This is a genomic window from Balneolaceae bacterium (assembly GCA_034521445.1).
Classification (GTDB): Bacteria; Bacteroidota; Rhodothermia; order Balneolales; family Balneolaceae; genus JAXHMM01.
Map to the genome: position 1 here is coordinate 161,754 of JAXHMM010000006.1, position 23,706 is coordinate 185,459.

The window sequence follows — 23,706 nt, forward strand, 5'->3', positions numbered from 1 at the left end:
CCAGACATATCATCCCGGAAATAAACGGCTCCTTCCTCCCTTCGTCAGGGAGGGGGGAGCCTTTTTTTTGGCCGGGCGTCTCCCCTTCTAGCGGGGGAAGGCGACAAGGAATTCGCAGCCCTTCTCCATATTGCGGCAGGTGAGCGAGCCGTTAAGCTGGGTGGAGAGGGTCTCGACCAGTTTCATTCCCAGCGATGAGGTCTGCTCAAGGTCGAAGTCACCCGGCAAACCGCTTCCGTCGTCGGCCACCCTCAGGCGAATCTCTCCGTCCTTCTCCTCCAGCTCCACGGTGACGGCACCTGCCTCCCGGGCCGTATAGGCATGCTTGAAGGCGTTGCTGACCAACTCGGTGACGACGAGTCCCATCGGGATGGCGCGGTCTAGGTCCAGGCGCACGTCGCCTATATGTGTAACCAGAGTGATGCGCTCGCCCTCCTCCCCGTAGGTCCGGCGAATGGAACCCAGCAGGCTGCCCAGGTATTCCTTGAATCCCACATCCGAGAAATCCTCGCTGGTGTATAGCTGCTCGTGGATCATCGCCATGGAATGAATGCGCCTCTGACTGTCCTTCAGGGCATGGCGAAGCTGGGGATCCTCCTTCTCCTCCAGCTGGAGCTCGAGAAGGCCTGAGACGATGGCCAGGTTGTTTTTCACCCGATGATGGATCTCCGAGAGCAACAGCTGCTTCTCGTCGAGAGACTTCTTGAGGTCGTCCTCGATATTCTTACGCACAACAGTATTGGCAATCAGGTGGGCGATGGCCTTCAGGAAAAGCGTATTGCTGACGCCCAGGTTACGCTTGCTGTCCGAGTGCAGCAGGATGAGTCCAAGCGGACGCTCCTCACCGGGTATGACCACGCCGGCCACCGGCAGCAGCGACCGCTGCAGGCTCTCGGTGAGCCACTCGGTAATTTCGGCGTACCGGCGGTCCTCCAGGAGCGTAGTCTTGTTCATCGTGAACAGCTTCCGGCCCTCTTCTCTTTCCAGCCTGGCGGGCCCGTTTGACTCCAACAGCTCACGGTGGGTGGCGGAGATCACGTCCAGCCCTTGTTGGTCCTCGAGGTAGCGAAAGATGGTCACCTCATCCACCGATAGGAGCTCGGCCAGAAAGTCGGCCAGGGGGTGGAAGAACTCGCTTAGGTCCTCGGATACGATAGCTTTTTTACCAAGGTCCATGATGGCCTGGCGCATCCGGGCCTGGTCGTCCTTGATACCCCCCAGAAGACGGCCGAAGCTTCCGATCACCACCAGAAGAAGGGAACCGGTGATTCCGAAGAAAAGCCAGTCCTTGAAGGCCGGCCAGAATCCTAGCGCCGCGCCGCCTGAGAGCAGCGCGATCAGGTGATCCGTGCCAAAAATCCATACTGCCGCCAGAACGAGCCAGCCGAGTACAACGCCCTCACGATGACGGGATAGAATGGAAAGTAGATATTTCATGGGCTACCCTACCCGTACAGCTCTCCCAAACCCCAATGACGGGCGGGTTGCTCCGAATGAGATCCCAATCGGTGACAGCCGTTGATGATTGTTATATAGACCCTAATAACCGAAACCTAAAACGATTATCGGCGCAAAGCTGCCCAATTTAACGGCTACAGTCAAATAAAGATTGTCTGACGGCGACCGGGGTCAGTCCAGGCGTCTGAAGCGCTCAATAGCCGCCTTCTCAAGCTCCTCCCGGTGTTCGGGGTGTGCGATGTCGATGAGTGCGCGTGCGCGCTGGTGCAGGTTTTTCCCGTAGAGGTTGGCAATACCGTATTCGGTGACCACGTAGTGGACGTGGGCGCGGGTGGTCACCACGCCGGCGCCCTGCTTGAGGAAGGGCGTAATCCGGCTGATGCCCTTGGCGGTAGCGGAGGGTAAGGCAATGATGGGCTTGCCCCCTTCCGAAAGCGAGGCTCCGCGAATGAAGTCCATCTGTCCGCCCACGCCCGAATACTGCCGGGTTCCGATGGAGTCGGCGCAGACCTGTCCGGTCAAATCCACTTCGATGGCGCTGTTAATGGCGGTCACCTTGGGATTCTTCCGGATGACCGCCGAGTCGTTTACATACTCGATGTCCAGCATGGCCACCCCGGGATTGTCGTCCACGTAATCGTAGAGGCGCTGGGACCCCATCACGAATCCGGCCACGATCTTTTCGGGATGCTTCTTCTTGCGGCGGCCGGTGATTACACCCTTCTCCACCAGGTCAATCACCCCGTCGGAGAACATCTCGGTATGGATACCGAGATCCCTGTGCGAACCCAGCGCCTGCAACACCGCGTTGGGAATGGCACCAATACCCATCTGCAGGGTGGCCCCGTCCTCGATCAGCGAGGCGCAGTTGCTGCCAATTTTCTTCTCCGTCTCGTCGGGCTCCGGCGGCGGGTGCTCCGGCAGGGGCTCGTCCACTTCCACCATGGCATCGAAGCGGGAGACATGAAAAATACCGTCCCCGTGGGTGCGGGGCATCTGCGGGTTTACCTGGGCGATAACCCGGTGGGCCGTCTGCACGGCTGCACGGGAGGCATCCACCGAGGTGCCGAGCGAACAGTAGCCGTGGCGGTCGGGCGGGGATACCTGAACCATGGCCACGTCCAGGGGAAGAATGCCGCGGCGGAACAGGTGGGGAACCTCCGAAAGGAAAACCGGCAGGTAGTCGGCGTTGCCCTCGTTGACTGCCTCGCGCAGATTGGGTCCCACGAACAAGGCATTGGTGTAGAAGGTGCCTGCGTATTCTGGACGGGCATAGGGCGCCTCTCCCTCGGTGTGGAGTTGCACGATCTCCACATCCTTCAACTCAGGTGCCCGAGCCACCATGGCCTCGATGAGCCGGCGGGGGGCGGCGGCCACGCTGTGGATGTAGACGCGGTCGCCCGAATTTATGCAGCTTACGGCTTCTTCAGGGGTGGCATAGCCAGAATGGGACATGAGGCGAAACGTTGAATTTCAGATGCGTTAGGGTACCTCACCTTGGAGGAGTTGATAATCAGCATAAAGTCAAGGCCGGAGGGTTCAGTCCACCAGCCGTTCGATCACGTAGAGCTGGCCGGTGTGGTAGGCGGTATGCTCGATAACCAGTTCCGCTTCGCGCAGCAGGGTGTGGTCATGGTCGGAGGCGAAGGGTTTGAAGAGGTCGTTGGACGGGTCCAGGATCATTTCGCGGAGGTCCCGGCGATCCTCGAAGTAACGCTCCTTCAGCTTTTTCCATTCCTCCCCGCTCTCCGGGGCGGTAACTTCCGGCCAGTAGTCGTCCGGCCATTCGGGCGCCTGGTAGGCCGACCCGCGGCAGTACTCCAGGATGTCGTACTGGGCGAAGCGAATATGCCAGAATTGCTGGTAGAAGGAGTATGGCAGTCCGTCGGGCACGATGCCCACCTGGTGAAGGGATACCCGTTCCAACACCCGGTCGATAGGTGAGAAGGCCTCGCCCCCGTTCAAATGACGTACAAGTCTCTTTCGAAGCGCCTGGTCTTCTTCGGTTGGCATGGAGATACGATTACCAGTTGGGATTCCAGCGTGGTCCGGGCGAATTACGGAAGACGCCCTCCTATCTTTCCGGAACCAGCACGCGGATGGTGGCGTCGTGTTTGTTCAACAGGAATACCCGGTTGTCCGGTCCACGGTTCATGCGCAGGTCCGTGCGGCGGGCGGGATTGCGCCCCTGCTCCTCATTTTTCTGTTGGATAAGCTCCAAAAAGGTGAGCGACTGGCCGCCGCCGTCGCGCAGCAGCATGCGCGTAATGCCTTCGGATCCGCCCTCCGGCAGGTTGTCAGCGTCAATCAGAAAGATCTCCCCGCTGGGAAAGTCGGCGAAAATCAGGCGGTCGCGGAGCTGCGGGATCTCCCCGTTGCGGTAGACTACCACGCCTGTCACGGCCGCGCGTCCCCCGAGCAGCGGCTCGCGGTGGCTGTATTCGGCCACCGGGTAGGTTATGTCAGGGTTGCCGCGTACGCCGGAAATGCTTACGCCCTCTCGTCCCACATACCGGAAACTCCCCTCCCAGTCGTTCCAGCCCAGGTTGCCTCCCCGGGGTACGAGACTCACCTCTTCCACCGTGTTCTGGCCGATGTCCGCCAGGTAGAGCCGGCCGGTGGCCGGGTCCCAGCCGAATCGCTGCGGATTGCGCATGCCGTAGGCGTAGATCTCGTTCAGGGCGCCGGACTGGTCCACGAGAGGGTTGTCGTCCGGGATTCCATAGGCGCCATTCCGGCTGTCGGAGCCGCGCGGGTCGATGCGGAACAGCTTGCCGAAGCCGCTGGCGAGGTCCTGCGACAGATCCATGGGATCGCCTCCCGCGCCTCCGTCGGCCACCCCGACGTAGAGGTTGCCGAAGTCGGGGTCCCCCTCCTCCGCCAGCGGATTGAAGGCCAGTCCGCCGGCGTTGTGGTTCCCGAAAGGCTGGGCAAAACGCATCAGCTCTCGGGGCGCCTCGCCGTCGTAGGTGTCGTTGCCGGGATTGGAATCCACCCATTCAAGGAGCACCGTGTGGTGGGAGGCCCCCTCCTGCGGTGTGGTGAAATCGACCGGCGATCCGTCGGCCTCCACGTCGGTCCAGGTGTAAAATCGGCCGTAGCCCGGGGTGCCCGGCCGGCCGTACTGCGGGTGGAAGGCGAAATTCTGGAAACCCTGCTCGCGTCCCCCGGAGGCCACGTTCACCTCCCACTGCGGGTCGGCTATGTTGATATATTCGCCGACCTCCCCCTCGTAGCTCACCGCCCATATCGGCCCGCGCATGCCATTCACAAACATGCGGCCGGTGGCCAGCTCGTCCACCAGGTTCATCATGCGGGGTGTCTGGCCGTCTACCATAGGGAGGGTGGCAAATTCGGCCACGTCGACCACCACGGGCTCGCGGTCATCGATGGGTGGCAGCGGATCGTCGGTGGTCTGGGCCCAGGCGGATGCGGTGATCAGCAGCAGCGCAAAGGTCAGCAGGCAGCGGGCGTGGGCTTGCATGTTAGATAGGTTGATTTACCGGTAACACCTGCAAGTAAACGAATTGACCGACAAAATTCAGCAGTTTACTTAAAACACCCACGCATAGCCCACCTTCAGGAAGCCGGTCCGGTTACGGATGGAGAGGGGGCGGCGTTCGTCCGCTCTGTAAATTATATTTCCATTAGATAAATCGGTGAGGAACTCTTAGTTTCGAATACTATATGAACCTTGCATATAGTTTTACCTCCAACTGAAAATCACTCGCGAACTTATGAAACGCCTTTTACCCTATTCCCTGATCATTACCCTGGCCTGCATGATTGCCGTGGGATGCACCTCCCAGCAATCGGACGATGAGGCCATGGAAAGCGACACCACCGAAACCACGGCCACCCTGGGAGGCGGTGCCGACGGTGAAGTGCCGGTAGACTGGCAGTACCGTCTTGACAACCCTGCTACGGAGGCTGTGGTAGGCGCCGACACATCAACGGCCGACATATTCTGGGTGAACATGGTACCGGGCATGCACATCACCAGCGGTCCGGCCGCCATCTACTGGGATTCCACCAACACCCTCTCGGGCGATTTCCGAATCTCCTCCACCATGCACCTCTTCGATCCGGGCGACCGCCGCGAGGCCTACGGGCTGTTCTTCGGAGGACGCAACCTCAACGCCGACGACCAGGCCTACACCTACTTCCTGCTACGCAACGGCGGGCAGTACCTGATCAAACAGCGCATGGGCAGCGAGACCTCCATTGTGGAGAACTGGACCGACACCGACGCCATGGTCTCCTACACCGACACCACCGAGGCCTCCGTTCCCAATACGCTGGCCGTTGAGCGAAGCGGCGACACCCTCAACTTCTTCGTGAACGGCACCCAGGTACATACCATGCCGGCTGGCGACATGGTCACCGAAGGCATTGCGGGGCTGCGTGTCAACCACGCCCTCAACCTGCACGTGGAGAACTTCGAGATCGAGTAGCAAAAGCTGCAAGCAAACACCTTTTCAAGGCGGTCCTGACGCACTTCAGGACCGCCTTTTTTATGGACGCCTCTTGCAAGTTCAGTAAAAATAGGGCATACTACCTGTTTAATGGTAACTAACGGGAGGCTTCATGCTTCGGTCCTATCTGAAATTCGCCCGCCGCCACCTCGCCAAGAGCCCCGGCTATTCGCTGATCAACATCGGGGGACTGGCCCTTGGCATCGCCTCGGTGCTGCTGATTTTCCTCTACGTGCAGCATGAGATGAGCTTCGACACCTACCATGAAAACAAGGAGCGCATCTACCGGGTCACCTCCTACTCAGGCTTTAACGAAAAACGGTGGGGGACATACGTAAACGGGGCGCCTCTCGAGGAGATGCGCGGCAGCTACGCAGGCGTGGAGGACGCCTCCTATATGATCAACTGCGCCGGCCCGCCCGTCAGCGTCGACGGCACAGACTACCGCAACCTGGACCTCTTCTGCACCGAGGACAACTTGTTCAATATCTTCTCCTTTCCCTTCGTTTACGGCAGTCCGGACGGCAGCCTGGACGCACCGCATACGGCCGTGATCTCCCGCAGCACCGCGCAGCGTCTCTTTGGGGATGCCAACCCCGTGGGGGAAACCTTCGAATTGAACTGGCGCAACGAACCCACCTCCTTTGAAATAACCGGGGTAATGGAGGACATCCCGGTCAACACCCATTTCCGCTACGACATCCTCCTCTCCTACGAATCGCTGCGCAATACCAGACGCTGTCTGGACTGTGGACAACTCATGTACACGCTCCTGGGAGAGCAGGCTGATACGGCCGCCATCGCTGACCGCATGCTCCGCCACGTGCGCGAGGTGGACGGCAAGGAACATGTGGAGGACATCCGCCTGCAGTCTCTTGACGAGGTCCACTTCTCCAGCCTGCATGCCCAGCGCAAGGGCGACTGGCAGTACATACAGATCCTCTCCGCCATCGCCCTCGTCATCCTGGTCCTGGGCTGCGCCAATTACGTGAACCTGGCCGTCGCCCGATACTCGCAGCGCGCCAAAGAGATCGGCGTGCGCAAGGTGATGGGTGCACACCGCTCCCAGCTGACCGGACAGTTCCTGTTTGAGACCATGCTGCTGACCCTGGCCGCGCTGCCCCTGGCCCTCGTCATGCTGTATGGGGCCATTCCCTGGTTTAACCGGTATGCCGGCACCGAGGTCAGCCTCTCGCTGGCCGGACCGGTGTTTTATGCGGCCCTTGCTGGCGTGCTCCTGGTCACGGGCCTTCTGGCGGGCAGCTATCCGGCCCTCTTTGTCTCCGGCTTCAATCCCCGCGAGGTACTGCAGGGCAGGAACATGGGCCTCGGCTCCGCCCTGCTGCGCAAGGGACTGGTCTCCTTCCAGTTTCTTGCCGGCATCGTCATGATCGGGGTTACGGTGCTCATCGTGCAGCAGCTGAATTACGCCATGCAGAAGGATCTCGGATTCGACTCCGATCCTCTTGTCAACATTCAGGTCAACGATCCTGCACTCGTATCGCAGACCGACGCCGTTAAGTCCGCCTTCGGCATGCAGGCTTCTGTGGAGGCGGTCACGGCCAGCCGGGCGCCTGCCACGGGTGGATTTACCGGCATCAGCTTCACCTTCGACAGCGATTCGGTGGAGGGCAAGCGGTACACATTCGCCACTCCGCGGGTGGATTCCGACTTTATTGAAACCACCGGCATCGAGCTACTGGCAGGCCGCAACCTCCGGCCCTACGGCGAAGAGGGACGGCAGTTCCCCGAAGAGGCCGTCCTCAACGAGAGCGCCGTCGAAGCTCTGGGCTTCACCGACAACCGGGACATTATCGGGCGTGAAATCGGCCGACGTTTCCGTGTTGTGGGCGTCGTGGAGGACTTCCACATGGAATCACTTCGGAATGAAATTGAGCCCGCCGCGTTGGTCAACAACCCCTTCGGCCGGTCTTTCTCGATGACGGTGCGACTTGCAGGTAATGACATCGGAGAAGGTCTGGAAGACCTGCACAACGCCTGGACGGAGCTGGGCGCGGAGACGCAGCTTGACTATACCTTCGTGGACGATCTCATCCGGCAGCAGTACGAAAATGAGCAGCGCACCGCCAGGGTGATCGGGGTCTTCGCCGGACTCTCCATCATTGTTGCCTGCATGGGTCTGTTCGGGCTGGCCGCCTATACCGTACAGCGGCGCTACCGCGAGATCGGCATCCGCAAGGTGATGGGCGCCGGGGTGGGCAGCATCGTCTTTCTGCTCTACAGGGATTTTGGAAAACTCATCGCCCTGGCCGCGCTGGTGGCCGTGCCGGTCGTCTACTACGCCGGATCGCAGTGGCTGGAGAATTTCGCCTACCGTATCGACATCGGCCCGATGGTCCTCATCTGGGCCGTGCTGGCGGTGGTGCTGGTAACCCTCCTGGCCACCGGCTATCGCTCCCTGCAGGCAGCACTGATGAATCCCGTGGATTCGATCCGCCGTGAGTAGGATTGCCTACATGGTGAGCGCCAGGTTCAGCGCGGAGAAGATCCCGATCTCCCGCAAATTGCGGAACATAAACAGGCCCACCACGATGAGTGCCGGGGTGGTGGCGTTCTCCCGCAGACGGAAAAGTTTCTCCAGCAAAGAGCTCATGGACTATCTCTGGTCAAGAGCTCCTCGGTTCCATTAAGAACGCATGTGGAGCCATCCTGCGATCCCCTGTCCTGTTTTCATCTTCAGTAGTAGTACCAGGCTGCCACCACCAGGCTGTCGCTTACCTCGTAGACCACCGTGGAAGACTGGCTGACGGGATCATCGGGGTCGCCCCACGTGGCGGTCTCCACCAGGCTGGTATAGTTGCTATGCCGGCCGAAGCCCGAAATCTCTGAACGCACTTCGGGGTATTCCGCGAAATAGTTGGTAAGCCAAGTGCGCAGCTCATCCTTTCCGTCGATGTCCGTAGAGATGCGCGGACCACTCACACTGTACATGCGGATATCTTCGTGGGCTAGCTCCAGCATAGCCTCCACGTCGTGGCTGTTAAAAGCCTCATAGAAGCGTGTCAGTGTTTCAGGGGGTTCTGGAGCCGGCTCCGACGAACATCCGTAGATTACAGCGACCAGCAGGGCCGCAGCGGCCAGATAGAGTCCGGTGCGCAGCAGGTTGGAAGTAAATTTTTTCTTCATGTCAGTGATCCTCGAACCAGGTGAGTATGTGTGCCACTTTGGTCATAAGCTGGCTGGGACGCGAGGCGATGCCGTGTCCCGAGCCGGGTATCCTCACCATCACCGATTCCACGCCCTGCAGCTTGAGGGCGGTGTAGTATTGCTCGGTTTCGGAGATGGGCGTACGATAATCTTCCTCACCCGTCAGCAGCATGGTGGGCGTCGTGACGTTGCCAACCAGGGAGATGGGCGAGCGGTCCATGTAGTGATCGCGATGCTCCCACGGATAGCCAGGGAACCACCAGCGGTAGAAAAAAGAAGGACCGTCGGCAGTCAGTACAAAGCTGTACCAGTTGATCACCGGCTTGGCCACCACCGCGGCACGGAAACGGTCGGTCTTGCCGATGGACCAGGCCGTCAGCACACCTCCCCCGCTGCCTCCCGTGATGTAGAGGCGGTCGGAATCCACGTAGCCGCGCTCCACCATGGCGTCCACCCCTGACATCAGATCCTCGTAATCTTCGGAGGGGTAGTTGTGGTGGATAAGGTTGCCGAATTCACGTCCGTAGCTGCTGCTTCCGCGAGGATTGGTATAGAGCACCACGTAGCCGGCCGTAGCGTAGAGCTGCACCTCAGCAGAAAAGTGGGGCCCGTAGGCAGCAAAGGGTCCCCCGTGGATCTCCAGAATCATGGGATAGTCGCGGGCAGGATCAAAATTCGGAGGTTTGACAATCCACCCCTGGATCTCGCGCCCGTCGTGGGTTGATTCGTACCAAATTTCCTCCACGTCACCCAGCTGTTTGTTTCCAAAAAGATCCTCGTTGACACCGGTTAAAGTACGTGCGCCCGCGTCCTGTCCTCCACCGCCGGAACCGCCATAGCTTCCCAGTCCCAGCTCGGAGGGACGGTCGGGACGCGACCGGGTGTAGGCGAAGGCGCCCCCCGGGGAGACGGAGTAGCTTCCGCTGCTGTAGGGGCGCCCGAGGGATGTGCCCCCCAGGTCGTCTACCAGCTCGCGCACCTGCCCGCTCATGGAAACAAAGGCCAGTATGGTGCGGCCCTGGTCGTCATACTGGACAAAGAGCCCGTTGCGGCTCTGGCTCCACTGCGGGTTGCTTACCGAGCGGTCAAACGTGTCCGTGAGTAAGCGCTTGCCGCTGCCGTCGGCGTTCATGATGTAGAGGTCGTTCTGCTGGTAGCCCAGGTATTCTTCGTCGTAGCCGGTGTAGGCGATGTACTGTCCGTCGGGAGACGGTACGGGATTGCTGTCGGGTCCCAGCCGTGAGGTGAGTGCGTATATCTGTCCGTCGGAAATCCTCACCCGGTAAACTTCGGTATTGCTGGGCTCCTCCTCGGGGTTATCCCGCCGGTTGCCGGACAGGTAGATATGGTTTCCGTCGGGCGACCACCGGGGCGTGCCCGAGTGGTTGTAGTCGCCCGTGGTAAGCTGTCGCGGCGTTCCTCCCGTGGAAGGAACTACAAAGAGATGGGTATAACCCTTTTCGGTATAACCCGCGCCGTCCGCCCGGTACTGCAGGCGGTCGATCACTCTTGCCGGTTCGGCCCACTCGGCGCCTTCCGGTTTTCCGGGAAGGGTGACCATGGGCGGATCAGGCCCGGGCACGAACATGGTGAAGGCGATCATCGAGCCGTCGGGGGACCAACTTGGACTGCCCGGCGATTCCTCCAGATGTGTGATCTGGACGGCCTCGCCCGTGTCCATCCAGCGGATAAACATTTCACTTCCCTCGTCCTCTGTGGAAGAGACGTAGAGGAGGCGGTTGCCGTCCGGAGACCATCGGGGGTAGTATTGGGAACCGTCGCCGTCTGTCAGCGGACGGTGCCGCGAGCCGTCGGCATTGACGGTCCACAGGCTGGAGCTTCGCCGGTCGCGCCGGATGTCCATGGAATTGCGTACGTAGACCACCTGTCCGCCCGATGGCGAAATGCGCGGATCTGTCACGTACTCCAAGTCGAAGACGTTTTCCAGGTTGAAGAGTCCGGTCTGTCCGGGGGGGACCTGCCAGGCCTGCGTGTCGGGGGGAGCGGCCGTAGCTGCCAGCAGGACCAGCAGGAGCACGGCGGAGAGGCGTTGCATGTTAGGGGCCATAGAGTGAACTCCAGTAATTACTTCCGGTTCACCCCAAGATGCAAAAAAGCGTGCTATTTGTGAACTGCATCCGGTGCATGGTCACAAGTCGGGCTCAGCGTTCCTTTTGGGCGGTCTGGCGGGCGAAATCAGCAAGGGAGGTCTGGGGGCGACCCAGCTCCTTCCAGGTCTCCTCGGCGGCGAACTTCTCGTCGTAGTGGTTGATGGCTTTCAGGATCTGGTATTGGAAGTCAAGGGTATTGGAGAAAAATCCCATAAGACGGAACGGCCAGAGCGGTGACCACATGGTTTTGAGCTTACGGGCATCGTAGTGCTCGATGAACTCTTCAGCGGCCTCCCGCCAGTTGTAGGCGTCGGGACCCTGGATTACGTATTCACGGTCGCTGCGGTCCTCCAGGCGGAAGGCGGCGGCCACCTGTTTGCCGTAGTCGGAGGCGCCCACCCACCAGCTCTGTGTTTTCTGGGAGCCGCCCAGCATGATACGTCCCCCGCTCATTTGCAGTTCGGTAATGTTTTCGTAGAAATTGGAGGGGTAAAACAGCAGCGTGGTCAATTCAGAAGTCCGGAGCATGTCACAGGCCCGCCGCTGGTAATCGAATACCCACCAGTCGTAGTCCGAGTACTTGCATACCATGGAGGAGAGATAGCCGATACGGCGGACGCCGCTCTCTGCCGCAGCATCGAGCAGATTCCGCACGCCCTCCACCTGGGTGCGAAAATCGGCGTCTTGTTCATGTGGCCCCGTACTGATGCTCACGTAGAGACCGTCCATGCCCTTCATGCCTTCGAGGAGCGTAACCGGCCGGCGCAGGTCGGCACGCACCACCTCCACCTCGTCGGGCAGTACGCCCTTGGCCTTCCCTGGGTCGCGGACCAGTGCACGGACCGAAAATCCGGCCCGGTGCAGTTCGCGGGTGACATGCTTGCCCAGCATGCCGGTGGCCCCTATAACAGCGAGGGAGGAGACGGCATCGCTCATAGTATTGTGTGCTATGGTGCTTCCGGTTGATGGCGGCCCTCTTTCAGGCCTACGCGAAGGGGGAAGGTAATAAAAAATAAATCCGGACCCGGCACCTCTGTGAGAATCGGGTTCGCGGAGTCACCGTCGTATACAGGGGCGCCCGTAAACGGTTGGGAGGGATATCGGCAGGGCGTCCTACTCCAGCACGAAACGGAAGGTAATGGTGCCATACTGCGACTGCTGCGGTACGCCGGAGGGCAGCCGCGAGAAGCGCCAGCTGCGTAGGGTGGAGATTACCTCACGTTCGAGCTCGGGATTCATCTTGCGGGTGGGAACCATCTGGCCGATGGTGCCGTCGGGTTTCACTTCAAAGCGCACGGTGATGGTGGCTTCCACGTCGGCCGTGTTTTCGGGAAGGGGCTGCATCATGGGCGACCGTTCGATATCGCCCTCCCATTCAAGCTCGTAGGGAGAGGAGCGTTCCTGCTCATTGCCGGTGCCCTGGTCGGCGTTCACGTCGCCTTCGGTGCCCTCTACATCGCCGGAGATCTCGGCGCCCTCCTGGCGTGTGCTGTCCTCCTCCACCTTCGGGGGGACCACGGCCTCCTGCTGCTCCTGCTCAGCCGTCTGCCGTGTGGGGTCAATGACTTCGGTGTCGGGCGTGGTGACCTTCTGCTCGTCCTGCACGTTCTGCTGATCGGGGGCGTCCACCTGCTTGACCTCCTCTTCGGTGGCAGCCTGCTCCTCCTGCACCTCCTCCCGAGGTTCGGGCTGCGGATTCTCGGGCTGCTGCTCGGAGGGGTCGGGGCGGGTGGCCACCTCCTCGTTGGTTACTTCCGAAAACTGGGCGCGCGTACCGCTCTGGTACTCCCCGAAGTCCACCTCGATAAAGGTGGTGCGCATGCGGTCATTGAGACTGAAGGTGTAGAGAAGGAAGAAGATGATCATCACAAGGTGCAGAATACCCGTGACCAGCCAGCCGAAGCGCTCCTCGTCGGGGATGTTCCTGAGCAGAGGTATGTCGTCGAGAAAGTCCATGTTGTGTTAGTGTATAGGGCTCAGGGCGTATTTCGTTCCGTAGCCAGCAATATAGGCATCTGAAGCGCGCCTGCCACGTTCATGACGCGCACCGCATTGTCGATAATCGCCTCCCTGTCCGCCCGCAGAACGAGCGAGGATCCCGGTTTGTTGCGGTAGGCCTCGCGGATGGCGTTGGTAAGCATGCCGCTGGTGACCCGCTCCCCGTCCACGAAATACTCGCCCTTGGCCGTAATGGCAACATTTACAAACTGCGAATCAGTCTGCGAGGAGGTTTCAGCCTCCGGCAGGTTGACCTTGATGCCGAAGTTGGTCACAAAGGAGGAGGTGAGCAGGAAAAAAATCAGCAGCAGGAGCACGATATCGGTCAGCGACGACTGCGAAAACAGCGTCAGGGGCTCCAGGCGATCGTCATCTTTACGAAAGTCCATGTCTTACACCTTCTCCCGTTCTTTCTTGGCAGAGGGGCTCTGCAGCATGTCCACGAAATCAGCGGAAGCATTTTCCAGTTCGTGAACCATGCGGTTGATCTTGCCGAGCAGGAAGTTGTAGAATCCGAAGGCGATAATACCTACGATCAGTCCCGTGGCGGTGGTTATCAGCGCTTCCCAGATACCCCCGGCCAGCACGCTGGGGTTGACCTGACCCTGAAGGGACTGGATATCCATGAAGGCCTCGATCATCCCAGTCACCGTCCCGGTGAAGCCGATCAGCGGGGCCACACCGGCAATGGTGGCAAGCCAGTTCATCCTTTTCTCCAGGTGGTAGATCTCCTTCTTGCCCGCATTGCGAATGGCGTCATCGATGTCGCGGATGGGACGTCCTAGGCGACGGATGCCCGCCTTGAGAATGTTCGCCAGGGGCTTGTCAACGCCATCGCAGTAGGTCAGCGCCCGTTGGCGGTCGCCGTCCTTGAGCATCCCCTCGATGGTGCGCAAAAATCCGTCGATCTCCATGCGGGAGTTGTTGAGTGAGCGCCACCGCTCGGCAATTACATAGATGGCCAGAAAGCTCAGCAGGAAGAGGGGAATCATCAGTACGCCGCCCTCGGCCAGCAGCCCGAAGAAGGACATGGAATCCTGCTGGCTAGCCAGGCTGAGGGAATCCTGCAGGGTGGTGTCCATCTGCACCTGGGATTGAAAAAGAAGTAGGAGTGTGGGATGCATGTGTGGGTAGAAGTTAGCTATTGGATATTCCTGATAAAGTGGTCGCTGCGAAAGGGTTCGGAAAGTCCGTCGGCCGCCTCGCGTGCCTTGGTGATGCTTTCAAACTGCCCCAGCCCCACCCGCCAGTACTGCGTGCCCCCGACGGTGGTTGTCCGTACGGTCACCCTATACCCCTGCTGACGCAACTGATCCGCACGGTTTTCGGCGGCTGTTCGGTCGGCCAGGGAGTGCACGACGATGGCGTAATAGGAGGAAAGGTTGGTGTTCATATCGCCTTCCAGCCCGTAACCGGAAGACGACGCCTCCCCTCCTGCGGTAGTAACGTCTTCGCCGCCGCTTTGTTCCGTCTGCACGGCCTCCTGCTCCCCGGCAGCCTGCTCATCCTGCGAGAGTGAGGGGCGGTTGTCCGGTTCGGCGGGCGTCTGCACCGACTCCCCGGCTTCTGGTCCGGCGGGATCGAAAAGTCCGGAGTCCCAGGCCACCCAGCCGGCGGCTGCCACCGCAACGACAAGGACCACGGCGGCCGCGATGCGTCCCAGGGATCCGCCCGATCGTTTATCCCGGCTGGTTTTCACATGACGGTTGTCCCGGCGGGAGGAAGGCGTCTTTTCACCCGAGGAAGGCGGAACAGCCGCAGATTCTCCCTTCTTCTCCTGCGCTTGCCCCTCCTCTCCTGAGCGGTGGGCAGCCTCCCGGCGGGCCTTGGCGGCACGAGCCTTTATGCGGCTGCGGCGGGAATCCTCCTTTCCGCTGCCGGCATCTGCCGGATCGGCCTGACCGGTATCAAGTTCAAAACTTCTGGATGCCTCCCCTTTCTCATCAGAAGCGCCGGCTGCTATGACATCCTCCTCTCCCTGCGGCGTCTCCCCTGCAACATGCTGCTCCTTGTAGGCGCCGATGAGCTCGATGGGTTTCATCCCGGCATACTTCTGATTGATCTCAGTTCGGAGGGTACGGGAGGGTTCAAAGCTCAGTTCGCCCCCCTCCATTCGGAAGGTGCCAAACTGTTCGATCTCGAAGGATCTGCCCTCTTTTGCAGCGCTGCGAATGCGCTCCATGAGCGTGTCCAGCTGTGCCTGTACTTCCTCCTTGTCCAGGCCCGATCGTTCGGCCAGCAGCGCTGCAAGCTGTTCCCTGTCGATCTTCATGAATGGTCCGGATTGAAAGTAATGGTGTCCCGGGGCGGCATCATAACCACCCGGCCGTCATCGTACTGTTTCTGGAACTGGTTGCGGTGCTCGAAGCGAAAGTATCCGAGCCCGTCCAGGTGCACCTCGTTCTTCCGCAGCACCTGTTCTCGCACCACTTCCCTGAATGCCTGTAAAAATGCCTTTTCCATGCTCTCTTTACAGTTTTAGCGTGACGCCCCCGAAGACCTGCAGAGGACGCTCGGGGTAACGGTACCACATGCTGTAATTCTGGCTCAACAAGTTCACAATTTTTGCATACACCCCAAAATGGTCGCTGATCTCTACGTCAGCCCGCCCCCCCAGCAGAAAGACGGGATCGAGCTCCGCATCCAGGGTCTGCTGGCTGTTGGCCGGCCGGCCTCCCATGAGATCGGCCCAGCCCTCGACCTTGATATCGTTAATGGGACGAAATGAGATACTGCCGTTGAGCCCCCACGTTTCCATAAAGGGCACCCTATCGCCGCTGTGGTAGGACACCTCATCTACGAGGCGCGGTACCTGTAAGTAACCCTCGGCGTGGAACCAGATGGTTTCGGCCACCAGGGCGTGGGAGACGCCACCGAAGATTCTGGCCACAGTCAGGTCATCGTAGTATACACGGTAATCGGCTGGAGGATCGCCGGCGGCCGCGGCCGCGGACAGGGCCCCTTCGTAGGCAAAAACGGGATTATTGTCGCCGTAGCGATAGCTCACTCCGCCATAGATCCGGCCCTCGTCGAAAAAGGCAAGGGAAATCTCGGCCGATCCGCGCATGTCGTAGCTGTGCCCCAACTCCTGTTCAATCTGGACAAAGCGGTTGCGGTCATAGAGCTGCCCGCGGCTAAAGAGACGGGGTGCGGCCTCGCCCTGCACCTGAAGCGTCAGGCGCTCGCTGATCCAGTACTTCAGGCTTAGGCGGGGTCCCGGAAGGACCGCGCTTTCCATCGAATTGGCTACATAGTAGGCGCCGGCCTCGGCTGTTAGCCGGGTCGTATAGTTGAACAGCCGATCGTAGACAGCCGCACCGTACAGGGTGATCCAGCCGGTGGTCCCGTCGCCGATTTCATCGGAGTAGATGCCGCCGCGCACGTCGCCTTTCACCTGCCATGTTTCTCGCGGCTGGCTTCCGGCCCACTGGTAGCGTCCGCCCACCTCGTAGACGGCCTCATGCCCCTGGCGGATGCCTCCACCCTCATTCACCTTCATGCCGTTAAATTTCAGGTCGGCCCGGGCATCCCACCCTGTCACACCGTTGCGCATGCTGCGGAGTTCCGCCCCTAGATTGAAACCGGTAAGGCTGCGCTGGCCGTAGTCGGTGCTGCTGCCGGAAGGGGGAAATCCTGCGGAGTAGTTGAAGTCGCTTCGCATCCCCCCAAACACATCCAGCTGGGTACGGGCATCCAGCTTGGTGCCGAACTCCAGGTTGGCTGCAAAGTCCCGGTACGTGCTTGGACGTTGATCCAGGTGGTCGTCCAACGAGGTGCTCAGATCGAGATCCATCCCTACGTAGCTGCGGTCCGACGGTTTGTAAAGGCCCCATAACTTCGCCTCCGGCGCGGTGTAGCTCCCGAAACCGGCATTTGCAAAAAGGCCGATGGGAGCGGAATAGGACATGGGCACATAATCGGGGGGGGCGGGGCGGGAGAGTTCGCTGACCGAGAGACTGGCCACCACATCGTCGCGAGACTCCATGAAGGGCATGCGGTCGGGGTCAATCTGGAAAACCCGGGGATTGGGATCGAAGCCCAGGATGGGCTGCCGGGTGAGCCCGGGGAAACGGGCGCGAAACTGACTCCGTATTTCGATGTCCTGCGGGTCGATTTCCGGGAGCAGGGTATTCTGGCCCTGCTCCTGCTGGGCATGTGCAGGCACGGTGAGGACCGCAAGCATCAGAAGTGGCAACAGGTACGATAGCCGCATGGCTGGTCGGGTTCCGTCGGTGGATTTTTCAGACATGCAATGTACGAATTTTTCGGCAATCCTTAATGGGCATTATAGCGCCCGGAGGGGCGGAGGTTTCGGCCCAAACCGCCGTGAGGCGTGACATCTCCGGTCCCGCAGGCAGGTGCGTGTCCCCGCACTGGCGGGTTCAGTTCACCGGCTTCCCCTCGCGTGTCGCCACGTATTTATCCACTGCCAGTGAAAGAGGGGTGAATAGCGCCACAAAAAGTACGGTGGCGGCGTGAGTGATGGTGGCATAGGCCAGCCCGGTGACGGCCGGCACGGCGAAGAGTACCAGCAGGGTTTGCTTGACAAAGTAATGGTAGGTCCCGATGCCGCCTGGGGAGGGAATGGCGATACCGATGGCCGAGATGACGGTAACCACCAGTGCGTCCAGCAGGCTCAGGTCGTAAACGGTCTGCATGTCAAACATCCAGAAGGGGATCCACGACATGGCCGTATAGCAGGCCCAGATGAGCAGGGTATAGGAAAGGAACAGCCCCCACCTCTTTACCTGGCGGGCGGCCAGAATGCCGTCGCGGAACATGCGCACGGCGTTGCGGATGCGGTCCACCCAGGGACGGACAGACTCGAAGCGGCGGCCCAGGTAACACAGCAGGGACCAGCCCGCCCATCCCCCCAGTCCAAAGAGAAGCAGGAGGCCGACGATCCATAGCAGCTCCGTCAGGGCAAATCCTCCCGAAAACATACGCACCGTCTGCTCCCCAAAAATCTGCCGGAGCAGCTCAAGGTCTGTAATAAGGTAGATACATACCACCAGCAGAAGCAGCAGCATGGTGGCCATGTCGATGATGCGCTCCAGAACGATGGTGCCCATCAGCTTGGAGGCGCTCAGACCCTCGCGTTTGGCCACATAGACCGGCCGGCTCACCTCTCCCAGACGGGGACCCACGATATTCAGCAGGTATCCGGTGAGGACCCCGGCCACCAGGGTGGAGCGATTCAGTTCCTTCTTGTCATGCTCAATGAGCAATCTCCAGCGCTCAGCCCTCAGGAAATGCCCGGTCAGCAGGGTCAGTCCGAAGGGGGGCACCCAGTAGAAGGTGATCTGCCGGGCGTAGTCCCAGACCTCGCGGAGGGGCACGTTGCGGAAAGCCAGCCAGAGGAAGAGTCCCCCAAGCAGCAGTGTTAATGCGATTTTGATCGATTTGCGAAGCATTTGCCTCAGTTGCGCATGTCGATAACCTCTGCGCCGTCAGGAGGATCCAGCCGAAAAAGGGCGGAGTCGGGACGGGCGAAGGCGCCGTCGCTGAAGGCGGTGGTAATGACGTTATCCGCGGGGTCGACCGCGCGAATGCGCAGGGGAATCAGGTCGGGGGTGAGCCAGATCTCCACCTGGCGGTACATGGCAAATGGGTCACCGGAAGTGAGCAGGATGTACTCGCGGTTGCCGCGCCGTTCCTGAGTTTCAACCGTAAAAGTGGAGTCCACCCCATTCAGAATGCGCGAAGGGGCGAAATCGTCGTCTTCCGGCTCGTAGGTACTGATGATTACGCGGTTGCGGTTGCGGTCGTAGACCCGGGAGGTCTCCCCATCCACCACTACGGTTTCGTTGCCGGTCTGCACCTTATAGCGCTGCCGGCCCACCCAGATGCGCCCGCTGTCGGATGTGGAGTCGCCCGTAAAGGAATCCACGTAGGAGTGTGTAAAGGCGGCCGCAAAGATCTCCCCGTTCTCGAAACGTTCCCTGAGCTGTTCGAAGGCCTCCCTGTTGGAATCGCCTCCCTGGGCGGTAGCAATCGAGGGATGCATCCCAAAGAGTGCCAGGACCGCCGGAAGAAGAATCGCCCATGCGGCGCTGCGCAAAGTAAAAGACATGCTATCGGTCAAATTCATCCAGGTCGTTAAGCAGTTGCTCCAGTTCATCCTCGTCGTCCACCAGCACGTCACGCGCCGTGCTTCCCTGGTAGGGTCCTACGACGCCTGCATTATAAAGTTGGTCGATGATACGTCCGGCGCGGTTATAACCGATTTTAAGTTTGCGCTGAAGAAGCGATACTGAACCCTGCTGGTGCAGTACCACCACCTTGGCGGCCGACTCAAAGAGTTCATCGATGTCTTCCAGCGGATCGGGGATGTCGCCGTCGGCGCTTTCATCATGTACAACGGGCAGGTGGTAAGGATGCTTGTATCCGAGCTGTCCGCCGATAAAAGCGGTGATGCGCTCCACTTCCTCGGTGGAGACATAGGCGTTCTGGATGCGGGTCATGCCGCCGCCGTTGGTGAAGAGCATGTCTCCGTTGCCGATGAGCTGGTCGGCCCCTCCGATGTCAAGGATAGTGCGGGAGTCCACCTTGGAAGCAACCTGGTAGGCAATTCGCGCGGGAAAATTGGCCTTGATCGTGCCGGTGATCACGTTCACCGAAGGCCGCTGGGTGGCCACCACCAGGTGGAGTCCTACGGCCCGGGCCAGCTGCGCCAAGCGTGCGATGGGCTCCTCGATCTGCTTGCCCGCCGTCATCATCAGGTCCGCCAGCTCGTCGATCACTACGACAATATATGGCAGGTGGCGGTGGCCCAGCTCCTCATCCAGCTCCCCGTTGTCAAACTTCTCGTTGTAGTCCTTGATGTCGCGCACCATGGCCATCTTGAGCAGTTCGTAGCGTTCGTCCATTTCCTCGGTGAGGCTCTCCAGGGTTTCCTGCGCCTTGGAGGTGTCGGTCACAATAGGTTCCTCGGCTCCAGGGAGGGTGGCCAGAAAGTGGTTCTGAATATGGCGATAGAGGGAAAGTTCGATCTTCTTGGGGTCCATCAGCACAAACTTCAGGTTGTCCGGATGGCACTTGTAGAGCAGGCAGGTGATGATGGTGTTGATGCCCACGGTCTTTCCGGATCCTGTGGCGCCGGCAATCAGCAAGTGGGGCATTTTGGTCAGGTCCACCATAAAGACCTCGTTTTCGATGGTCTTGCCGAAAGCCAGGGGCAGTTCAAAGTCGGTCTCCACGAACTTCTTGGTATTGATGACCGTCTTCATGTAGACCGTTTCGCGTGCGCCGTTGGGCACCTCGATGCCCACGGCCGAACGGCCGGGAATGGGAGCAATGATACGCAGCCCGTGGGCGGCGGTGGCCATCTTCAGGTCGTTGGCATAGCTCTCAATCTTGGAGATCTTCACGTCCGGCGCCGGATCGAGCTCGTAGAGGGTGACCGTAGGCCCCACAATGGCGTTGATGCTGCGAATCTCGATCTTGTGGCGCTTCAGCTTGTCAAGGATGATACGCTTGTTATCCTTGATCTCCTGCATATCCACCTCATTCCCATCGTGAGGCGGGGAGTCGAGCAGGTCAATGGAAGGAAACTTGTACTTGATTTCGGGGATATCCCGGGCCTTGTCCTTGTTCTGGCGCTCAAGGGCGCGCTGGTCGGCCTCCTCCTCGCCCTCGCCCACAAAGACCGAAATATCCACATCGTCCTCCTCTTCCTCGGCCACCTTGCGAGTATCATCTTTGTCAAGAATGGCGCGGGTACGCGTATCGAGAGACTGCACCTCCTGCTGTTCGCGGTGGCGGCGCTCCTCGTCTTCCTTCTGCGACTCCTCCACGATGTCGTCGATGCTCCGAGAGGGGGCCTGGGCGCCGTCACTGCCCCGCTGGCCGCCCCCCTGTTCGGGCCCGCGCTTCTGCACAGAAGGGGAGGTGGACTCGTCCCTGACCTTCTTTTCGGCCTGCTGGCGGGCCTCCACCTCACGCTGGCGTCCGCGCTCCTCGCGGCGGCGGCTACGCTCCTCAAGACGTTCCTCCCAACGCCCCTTCATAGCGGCAAACCAGCTCTTGACGCGGTCGATGGATTTCTGCAAATCACGGTCCAGCACCATCATGGCCGTGACTACAAGCATCACCAGCAGGATAAGAAAGGCGCCCCAGTTGGTAAAACGGTGCAGCAGGTAGGCGGCGCCCAGCCCCGACTGTCCGCTCCAGTTGGAGGAGAGCCAGCCGAACTCGTTGTTGAGAAGTCCCAGCGAGGTGGCGAGCAGCACCATGGTCCACAGCCCCACGGAGATGGGCCAAACCATATCACGGACGTCCCTGCAGCGGAATACCATCCAGCCAAAGCCCACCACCAGCAGGGAGAAAATCACGCTGACATATCCAAATAGACTGTAGACAAAGAAATGCGAAAGGTAGGCGCCCAGCACGCCCAACCCATTCTGCACCCGAAGGGCAGGACCCCCCTCCATCGAGGCGATGCTGCCCGGGGAAAGAGATTGCACGTACCCGTAGTCGGCCGGGTGATAAGTCAGGATGCTCAGGGCCACCAGGGTACCGATGGCCATGATCAGAATGCCCGCGATCTCCAGCTTTCGGGTGCGGGAGATCCCGCCGAGGAAGGAGGCCGACTTATTCTTGCTTGCCATGGCTGTCTGTAATGATTCCTTCATGCATGGCCGGCAGAACGTCGGTGACGCTCAGCTCCGCGCAGTAGCGCAGGTCCTCGCTCCCTACAATGTCCTGCAGCCGGGACGCATGGTTCGATGAAAACACAACTTTCTCAATATCATCACCAAATTTTTCAAAAAGACCAAAAGCGACCTTGGCCCCGTCGCGCGCGTCTTCAGACAGACTCCCTTCGCTAAGTTCGTGAATAATATTACCGGCACAAAGTAAATCTTCGATGGAGAGCCGTCCCCGCCACCCCGCGCAGACCAGCACAATATCGTTGCCGGACTCCCGCAGCCGGCGGACCAGGGCGTCCAGGTTGCGGAAGCATCCCACGTATACCTCCCCGGCGAGGCTGCAGCGTTTCAACGCCTTGGTGCCGTTGGTGGTGTTGAGAATCACGGTATGTCCCCCCACCGTTTCAGGAGTGTACTCCAGGGGAGAGTTGCCCAGATCGTAACCCTCGATGGTCACCCCGTCCTTCTCCCCGCAGAGCAGGTAGTGGGAGGAGTCCAGCCCCTGCGAGATGCGTCCCGCCGCGTCCATGTCCCCTACCGGGATGACGCCTTTGGCCCCGTTTTCCAGGGCGGCCACAATGGTGCTGCTGGCCCGGAGCACATCGATCATCACGGCGGTTTTGCCCCGCAGCTCATCCTCCGAAAAGGCCTGCGCGGCCGTAAATACTTCCACTCCCGTACTCATGGTCCTTGATTTCGTTCTCTAAACTCTGTGTTGATGATACACGCACCTCCTTCTCTATCTGTTGAGGAAGGGGGGCTTTTGTACCGTGGCTTCGGCCGTCCTGTTCCGTATACCTATATATAGGGTGTCGCCCTCGGAGGCGTGGTCCAGGCTGACATAACCCATGCCGATGTTGGTGCCGAGGGTGATGGAGCGCGAACCGCTGGTCACCTCCCCGATGATCTCCCCGCCGGCGTCCAGGATGGGGTAGCCCTTGCGGGGGATGGAACGCGGATCGTCGACCACGAAGCCCACCAGCCTGCGTCGGAGACCCTCCTCCTTCATGCGCTGCAGCGCCTTCCGGCCAATGAAATCACCTGCCTCCAGCCTGGTAAGCCAGCCCAGGCGCGCCTCCAGGGGGTTGGTGGTTTTATCAATGTCGTTGCCGTAAAGGGCGAAGCCCATCTCCAGGCGCAGGGTGTCACGGGCCCCAAGCCCGCAGGGCTCGATGCCGTACTCCTCCCCCGCCTCCATGATGGCCTCCCAGATTACTTCCGGATCGGTCTCTCCCGCGTCAAAGTAAATCTCAAACCCCTTCTCCCCGGTGTAGCCGGTAGCCGAGAGTATCACCCCGTCGAAGCCCGCAAAATTGCCCGTCTCAAAGCTGTAGAAGGAGATGTCCTCCAGGTCGGTGCCGGTGAGCTTCTGCAGGGTTTTTACCGAATCGGGGCCCTGTACCGCCAGCAGGCAGTAGTCGCCCGAGCGGTCGGTGACCTCGGCGTCAAAGTCGTTGTGGGAGGTCACCCATTCCAGGTCCTTCTCAATGTTGGAGGCATTCACCACCAGCATGTATCGTCCCTCGGCCAGCATATAGACAATCAGATCGTCCACGATGCCCCCGTCCTCGTAGCACATGCAGGTGTACTGCGCCTTGCCCGGTGAGAGCCTGGTGACATCGTTGACCGTCAGGTACTGAATGAGCTCACCCGCGCCGTCTCCCTCCACGAAAAACTCGCCCATATGGGAGACGTCGAAGACACCCACCTTTTCACGTACGGCATGGTGCTCGGCCTTGATGCTCTCGTACTGCACCGGCATGTCAAAGCCGCCGAAATCGATGATCTTGGCGTCGGCTTTTTCGTGGATCCGGTAAAAGGGCGTGCGCTTGGGCATGGCTGCTGCAG

At 60.1% G+C, this 23,706-nt stretch carries 21 protein-coding genes; 2 read left to right on the forward strand and 19 right to left on the reverse strand.

Features of this window, described 5'->3' with window-relative positions; genetic code table 11:
* Positions 1–87: 87 nt before the first annotated feature.
* From U5K31_07920 to U5K31_07935, 4 genes are all read right to left on the reverse strand, one after another.
* Positions 88–1,437, reverse strand: a complete 1,350-nt coding sequence (locus tag U5K31_07920) for a histidine kinase dimerization/phosphoacceptor domain -containing protein (GenBank protein MDZ7772648.1) — start codon at positions 1,435–1,437, stop codon at positions 88–90.
* Positions 1,438–1,629: 192 nt separating this feature from the next.
* Positions 1,630–2,913: an acetyl-CoA hydrolase/transferase C-terminal domain-containing protein gene (locus tag U5K31_07925; protein MDZ7772649.1), complete on the reverse strand. Its 1,284-nt coding sequence runs from the start codon at positions 2,911–2,913 to the stop codon at positions 1,630–1,632.
* Between the two features lie 84 nt (positions 2,914–2,997).
* Positions 2,998–3,471 carry a DinB family protein gene (locus U5K31_07930; GenBank protein MDZ7772650.1) on the reverse strand — a complete coding sequence of 158 codons (474 nt, stop codon included), beginning with the start codon at positions 3,469–3,471 and terminating at the stop codon, positions 2,998–3,000.
* Positions 3,472–3,532: 61 nt separating this feature from the next.
* On the reverse strand, positions 3,533–4,942 hold the full coding sequence (locus U5K31_07935) for a PQQ-dependent sugar dehydrogenase (GenBank protein ID MDZ7772651.1): 1,410 nt from the start codon (positions 4,940–4,942) through the stop codon (positions 3,533–3,535).
* Positions 4,943–5,195: 253 nt separating this feature from the next.
* Here U5K31_07935 and U5K31_07940 point away from each other — a divergent pair, with 253 nt between their 5' ends.
* On the forward strand, positions 5,196–5,912 hold the full coding sequence (locus tag U5K31_07940; protein MDZ7772652.1) for a hypothetical protein: 717 nt from the start codon (positions 5,196–5,198) through the stop codon (positions 5,910–5,912).
* A gap of 133 nt (positions 5,913–6,045) precedes the next feature.
* Positions 6,046–8,400 carry an ABC transporter permease gene (locus U5K31_07945; GenBank protein MDZ7772653.1) on the forward strand — a complete coding sequence of 785 codons (2,355 nt, stop codon included), beginning with the start codon at positions 6,046–6,048 and terminating at the stop codon, positions 8,398–8,400.
* Between the two features lie 6 nt (positions 8,401–8,406).
* Here U5K31_07945 and U5K31_07950 read toward each other — a convergent pair whose 3' ends face one another.
* The 15 genes from U5K31_07950 to gcvT all read right to left on the reverse strand — a co-directional run bounded on the left by U5K31_07950 (position 8,407) and on the right by gcvT (position 23,695).
* Positions 8,407–8,547 (reverse strand): hypothetical protein, encoded by a 141-nt coding sequence (locus U5K31_07950; GenBank protein MDZ7772654.1) that lies wholly within the window; start codon positions 8,545–8,547, stop codon positions 8,407–8,409.
* 83 nt (positions 8,548–8,630) lie between these two features.
* Positions 8,631–9,080 carry a nuclear transport factor 2 family protein gene (locus tag U5K31_07955; protein MDZ7772655.1) on the reverse strand — a complete coding sequence of 150 codons (450 nt, stop codon included), beginning with the start codon at positions 9,078–9,080 and terminating at the stop codon, positions 8,631–8,633.
* A 1-nt stretch (position 9,081) separates the two neighbouring features.
* Complete coding sequence (locus U5K31_07960) at positions 9,082–11,157, reverse strand: S9 family peptidase (GenBank protein ID MDZ7772656.1); 2,076 nt, start codon at positions 11,155–11,157, stop codon at positions 9,082–9,084.
* 106 nt (positions 11,158–11,263) lie between these two features.
* Positions 11,264–12,148: an NAD(P)H-binding protein gene (locus U5K31_07965; GenBank protein ID MDZ7772657.1), complete on the reverse strand. Its 885-nt coding sequence runs from the start codon at positions 12,146–12,148 to the stop codon at positions 11,264–11,266.
* Between the two features lie 177 nt (positions 12,149–12,325).
* Complete coding sequence (locus U5K31_07970) at positions 12,326–13,168, reverse strand: TonB family protein (GenBank protein MDZ7772658.1); 843 nt, start codon at positions 13,166–13,168, stop codon at positions 12,326–12,328.
* 20 nt (positions 13,169–13,188) lie between these two features.
* Complete coding sequence (locus U5K31_07975) at positions 13,189–13,599, reverse strand: biopolymer transporter ExbD (GenBank protein MDZ7772659.1); 411 nt, start codon at positions 13,597–13,599, stop codon at positions 13,189–13,191.
* Positions 13,600–13,602: 3 nt separating this feature from the next.
* Positions 13,603–14,334: a MotA/TolQ/ExbB proton channel family protein gene (locus tag U5K31_07980; protein ID MDZ7772660.1), complete on the reverse strand. Its 732-nt coding sequence runs from the start codon at positions 14,332–14,334 to the stop codon at positions 13,603–13,605.
* Positions 14,335–14,351: 17 nt separating this feature from the next.
* Complete coding sequence (locus U5K31_07985; protein MDZ7772661.1) at positions 14,352–15,482, reverse strand: SPOR domain-containing protein; 1,131 nt, start codon at positions 15,480–15,482, stop codon at positions 14,352–14,354.
* Positions 15,479–15,673, reverse strand: coding sequence for an HU family DNA-binding protein (locus tag U5K31_07990; protein MDZ7772662.1), 195 nt, complete (start codon positions 15,671–15,673; stop codon positions 15,479–15,481). Before U5K31_07990 ends, U5K31_07985 begins: the two co-directional genes overlap by 4 nt.
* Positions 15,674–15,680: 7 nt before the next feature.
* Entirely contained in the window at positions 15,681–17,423 is a 1,743-nt protein-coding gene (locus tag U5K31_07995) for a hypothetical protein (protein ID MDZ7772663.1), read from the reverse strand.
* 169 nt (positions 17,424–17,592) lie between these two features.
* Positions 17,593–18,624 (reverse strand): lysylphosphatidylglycerol synthase transmembrane domain-containing protein, encoded by a 1,032-nt coding sequence (locus U5K31_08000; GenBank protein MDZ7772664.1) that lies wholly within the window; start codon positions 18,622–18,624, stop codon positions 17,593–17,595.
* Positions 18,625–18,629: 5 nt separating this feature from the next.
* Complete coding sequence (locus tag U5K31_08005) at positions 18,630–19,283, reverse strand: outer membrane lipoprotein carrier protein LolA (protein MDZ7772665.1); 654 nt, start codon at positions 19,281–19,283, stop codon at positions 18,630–18,632.
* Between the two features lies 1 nt (position 19,284).
* Entirely contained in the window at positions 19,285–21,819 is a 2,535-nt protein-coding gene (locus tag U5K31_08010; protein MDZ7772666.1) for a DNA translocase FtsK, read from the reverse strand.
* Positions 21,803–22,543, reverse strand: coding sequence for a 2-phosphosulfolactate phosphatase (locus tag U5K31_08015; GenBank protein MDZ7772667.1), 741 nt, complete (start codon positions 22,541–22,543; stop codon positions 21,803–21,805). The genes U5K31_08010 and U5K31_08015 overlap by 17 nt, the downstream gene beginning before the upstream one ends.
* 54 nt (positions 22,544–22,597) lie before the next feature.
* On the reverse strand, positions 22,598–23,695 hold the full coding sequence (gene gcvT, locus U5K31_08020) for a glycine cleavage system aminomethyltransferase GcvT (protein MDZ7772668.1): 1,098 nt from the start codon (positions 23,693–23,695) through the stop codon (positions 22,598–22,600).
* Positions 23,696–23,706 lie beyond the last annotated feature (11 nt).